Genomic DNA, 4,329 nt, shown 5'->3' on the forward strand with positions numbered 1-4,329 from the left:
CCCCACAAAACCCCCACCCCGCACACAATCTACCCCCCCCCGCCCCTTTCCCTATCTCCCGGGTCTGGTTTGGTGCGCCCGGCGCCCCGGGCCCTTCGCGACCACGCGAGGGGCCGAGGCCGTTTCTGCGTGGCGGCCGAGAAGGTTCCGGCCATGTCGCCGTGGCGCTCTTTCGTCGGTGTTCGCGTGGATCGGTGCGTCGAATCGCTTGGAAACACAGGCAAATCGGTGCCAAGGGCGGCACGGCTGGGGTGGTCATGGAGCCAAAGAATGGCTGGAAACATGCGATCCGACCTACCGGGTACGTGTCTGGGATTGACAAACCGACTGCGCTGTTTTGTTATCAAGGGGTCCGGTTGGCTGTGCACCCGGGCCCCGGCAGCGGACACGCGGGAAAAAAACGCGCAGGCCGCGAACCGGCCTCCAGGCGACATTTGGGGAGAACGTGGACATCGAAGTGCTTGGTGCGCTGTCCGTTCATGAGAACGGGGTGTCGATCACGCCGACGGCACCCAAGCCACGGCAGGTCCTGGCCCTGCTCGCGCTCCACGCCGACCAGGCGGTCCCCGTGGCCATGCTGATCGAGGAGTTGTGGGAGCAGACCCCGCCGCGCAGTGCGCGCACCACGTTGCAGACGTACGTCCTGCAACTGCGCGAGCTCATCGGCGTGGCACTGGCGTACGGCGAGAACGAGCGCTGCACACCGAAGGACATCCTGGCCACCCTCCCCGGCGGCTACCGCCTGGAGACCCGTGGCGGAAGCGTCGACTACCGGGAGTTCGAGCGCAGGGCCGGTGCCGGCTACCGGGCGATGGACGCCGACGACTACCAGGGCGCCGCGCGCCGGCTGGCCGACGCGCTCTCGCTGTGGACCGGTCCCGCGCTCACCGACGTACAGGCCGGGAGCCGGATAGAGACGGAGGTCAGGCGCCTGGAGGAGCTGCGCCTGTGCGCGCTCGACCAGCGCATCGAGGCGGATCTGCGCCTGGGCCGCCACCGCGAGCTGCTGTCGGAGCTGACCGTCCTGGTCAAGCAGTACCGCCTGCACGAGAGCCTGCACGGCCAGTTCATGCTGGCGCTGCACCGCTCGGGTCGTCGCGGCGAGGCGCTCAACGTCTACCAGCGGCTGCGCACCATGCTCGTCTCCGAGCTGGGCCTCGAACCCTCGGCCGCGTTGAGCAGGCTGCAGCGCTCCATCCTGATGGCGCACCCCGAGAGTGCGGCCCCGTCCAAAGCGGCAGCCCTGCCGGTGACCGCTCCGGCGGGAGCCGGCGGCGGGCGGCTCGTGGCACGGACGAACTGACCGCCCGGTCCTCGTGGCAGTCGGCGGCACGACCACCGAAGCCCCTCTTCCCGGCCCTCGAACTCGGGCCGGGGGAGGGGCTTCAGTGCTGTGTGCGGGACGCCGGGCGCGGCCCTCAGCGGCTCGCCGCGCGGTCCGCGGCCAGCCGCTCGAAGCGGTCGGCCAGTTCCCGGTGCTGCCGGCTCAGCACCTCGAGCTGGTGGCGCAGCCGGGCCACCTCGGCGTGCAGCGGGTGCGTGCCCGCCGCCCCCTGCGCCTCTCCGGTGTCCCCGGGCTCCGGGTCGTGCCGGTGGCGGATCGACTCCATGCGGCCGCGCAGTACGGGCCCCGGCTCCACTCCGAGGTCGTGCACGAGCCGGCGTCGCGCCCGGTCGTAGACGCCCAACGCCTCGGCCTGGCGCCCGCACTGGTACAGCGCGGTCATGAGCAGCTCGTAGAACCGTTCACGCAGTGGATGGGAAGCCGTCAGCTCCGCCAGCTCGCCGGCGACCTCCCCGGCCCGGCCGGCCCGCAGGCAGGCGTCGTACAGCGTCTCCAGGGTCATCAGCCGGCTCTCCTCCAGCAGCGATGCCTCGGCCGAGCAGATGGTGCCGCGGCCCGCGCCCTCCAGCGCGGGGCCGCGCCACAGCGCCAGCGCCTCGCGCAGGACCTCGGCCGACCGGGCCGGGTCGGTGGCGGCCAGCGAGCGGCCCTGGGCCGCGAGGCGGTGGAAGCGCTGGGCGTCGGTGCCGGCCCGCCCCAGGCGCAGGACGTAGCCCAGCGGGCGGGTCACGAGCCACTCGTGCCGGCCCTCGCCGGAGCCGGAGCCGGAGCCGGGCGCGGGCGCGGGGACGGGCAGCAGCCGGCGCAGCCGGGCGATATGGGTCTGGAGGGCATTGGCGGCGTTGGCGGGCGGATGTTCGCCCCACAATTCGTCGACGAGCCGGTCCGTGGAAACGACCTGGCCGGCCTTTACGACCAGCGTGCCCAAAAGAGCGCGCTGCTTGGCGCCGGCCGGTGTGATCCGCATATCGGGGCGCTCGCCGAAGATCTGGACAGGGCCCAGGATCCGAAACTCCATCTCATCCTCGCAGGGGGAGAGTCGGCAAGTACGCGGCCGCGGATCCGTTCCCGGCATTCACTCGGAAATGGCCGCGGATCCTTCCTTCCTTATCAGACCCTAGGCGCTTCCCGGTACCGGCGGGGGATTAACCGGCCGTACGCGGGGATTCGTGGAGCGGTCCTTGAGGGGGATTCAGGCGACCCGCCGTTTCACGGCCGGCCGCCGGTCAGGTCCGGAAAGCCCACCTGCACCCCGCGCCGGTGCCAGGCGCTCAGCAGCCGCAGCATGGTCTTCGGATCGGGCAGGTCCTGCAGCCCGGGCGGGCCTGCGGCCTGGTCCCGGGTGAGTCGGTTCAGCAACCCGCGGGTGAGCGGGTCGGCGCTGCGCTCCGTCGAATCCGTTGCCATGGCCGGAAACCTAGCAGCGCCGCCTAGAGCGCCGAAAGAGAACTCGTTCGGCCGATATGGGCTTTACGTGACACGTCGGCGCGGAGATGTCGCCGACGCTGTGACGGCTTCCTGTGCGCCAGGCGCGGCGGTCCCATTGGAAGGTCGCTCAAGGTGCACTCAATTTCTGCATAGGACACGGTCGGAGAGGGATATGGTGCCCCTCGTCCGCCGTCGACGGCAAAGACAAGAAGGGCCAGAAGGCGACACTATCGAAAAACTCGAACACCGGCTTGTTGCCGAAGTCGGCCGGCAAGGCGCGGAGGGGAATCATGAAGATCAAGGTCCTGGGTCCGTTGAATGTCGAAGTCAACGGCATATCGGTTGTCCCGACCGCGGGCAAGCCGCGCCAGATCCTGGCGCTGCTCGCGCTCTACCCGGGCAGGGTCGTACCCGTGCCCACGCTGATGGAAGAGATCTGGGGCACCCACCTGCCCCAGAGCGCGCTGACCACGCTTCAGACCTACATCCTCCAGCTGCGTCGCAGACTGGGCACCGCCATGGGTCCGGACGCGCCCGGCTCGGCCAAGGACGTGCTCGCCACCCGGTACGGCGGCTACCTGCTCCAGGTCCCGGCCGAGGCGGTCGACGTGCGCGCGTACGAGCGCCTCGTGGCGGAGGGGCAGCAGGCGTTCGAGGACGGCGAGGACGCCCGGCTGGCCAAGTGTCTGCGCGAGGCACTGGACCTGTGGGAGGGGCCCGCGCTGGTGGACGTACGCGTCGGCCCGATCCTCGACATCGAGGTGATGCGGCTGGAGGAGAGCCGGCTCGTGGCCCGCGAACGCCGCATCGACGCCGACCTGCGGCTGGGCCGGCACATCGAACTCATCGCCGAGCTCACCGACCTGATCGCCCGCCACCCCCAGCACGAGGGGCTGCACTCGCAGGCGATGGTCGCGCTCTACCGGTCGGGCCGGCAGGCCTCAGCGCTCGACGTCTACCGCCGGATGCGCCAGCGGCTGATCGACGAGCTCGGCGTCGAGCCCTCGCCGCAACTCCAGCGGCTGCACCAGGCGATGCTCGCCGTCGACCCGCGCCTGGACGTGACCAGCGGGCCGCGGCGCAGCTCGACCTTTGATCTGTACGCAGCCTGAATCGAGTACCACTCAAGGCACACGGGTGACGCTCGGGCCGCGGCGGCGCCGTACGACGAACGTGCCCGCACAGCTTCCCGGAGGAGGGCGACCGATGGCTTCGCTGACGGCGGTAGAGGAGGTGGTGGGCCGGCGGGTACGGCTCCACTGCCTCGCCCACGCGGGCGCGGGGGTGGCCAGCTACCGTCGCTGGCCCGTCGCGGCCGGACCGGGCGTGGACGTCGCGGCGCTGGTGCTGCCGGGCCGTGACGGCCGGCGGCGCGAGCCGCGCGTCACCGAGCGCGAAACGCTCCTGGCGGATCTGCTGCCCCCGCTGCTGGAGGCGGCCCGGTCCGGACCGTACGCGCTGTACGGCCACAGTCTGGGCGCCCTGGTGGCGTACACGCTCAAACTTGAGTGGAACAGACTCAAGAGTGCCGCACCGCTCCGCCGCTGTCAACAGAG

Annotated in this window: 5 protein-coding genes; 3 read left to right on the plus strand and 2 right to left on the minus strand. The window is 71.0% G+C overall.

The features are described 5' to 3' along the window. Window positions 1-445 precede the first annotated feature (445 nt). Entirely contained in the window at window positions 446-1,303 is an 858-nt protein-coding gene (locus tag ABZY57_RS32105) for an AfsR/SARP family transcriptional regulator (RefSeq protein ID WP_356517967.1), read from the plus strand. A gap of 115 nt (window positions 1,304-1,418) precedes the next feature. On the opposite strand, the gene ABZY57_RS32110 is transcribed toward ABZY57_RS32105, so the two are convergent. Next, window positions 1,419-2,363, minus strand: a complete 945-nt coding sequence (locus tag ABZY57_RS32110; protein WP_356517969.1) for an AfsR/SARP family transcriptional regulator — start codon at window positions 2,361-2,363, stop codon at window positions 1,419-1,421. Window positions 2,364-2,554: 191 nt separating this feature from the next. Continuing rightward, window positions 2,555-2,752: a hypothetical protein gene (locus ABZY57_RS32115; RefSeq protein ID WP_356517971.1), complete on the minus strand. Its 198-nt coding sequence runs from the start codon at window positions 2,750-2,752 to the stop codon at window positions 2,555-2,557. Window positions 2,753-3,063: 311 nt separating this feature from the next. On the opposite strand from ABZY57_RS32115, the gene ABZY57_RS32120 reads away from it, so the two are divergent. Beyond that, a complete protein-coding gene (locus ABZY57_RS32120; protein ID WP_356517972.1) occupies window positions 3,064-3,885 on the plus strand; it encodes an AfsR/SARP family transcriptional regulator in 822 nt (273 codons plus the stop codon). A gap of 94 nt (window positions 3,886-3,979) precedes the next feature. Next, a partial coding sequence (locus ABZY57_RS32125) for an alpha/beta fold hydrolase (protein WP_356517974.1) occupies window positions 3,980-4,329 on the plus strand: 350 nt, incomplete at its 3' end.

It is taken from the genome of Streptomyces sp. NPDC006450 (assembly GCF_040612195.1).
GTDB lineage: Bacteria > Actinomycetota > Actinomycetes > Streptomycetales > Streptomycetaceae > Streptomyces.

Bases quoted from the DNA above. Each gene is read 5' to 3' on its own strand.
- ABZY57_RS32110 (WP_356517969.1), bottom strand. From the start codon at position 2,363: ATGGAGTTTCGGATCCTGGGCCCTGTCCAGATCTTCGGCGAGCGCCCC.
- ABZY57_RS32115 (WP_356517971.1), bottom strand. From the start codon at position 2,752: ATGGCAACGGATTCGACGGAGCGCAGCGCCGACCCGCTCACCCGCGGG.
- ABZY57_RS32120 (WP_356517972.1), top strand. From the start codon at position 3,064: ATGAAGATCAAGGTCCTGGGTCCGTTGAATGTCGAAGTCAACGGCATA.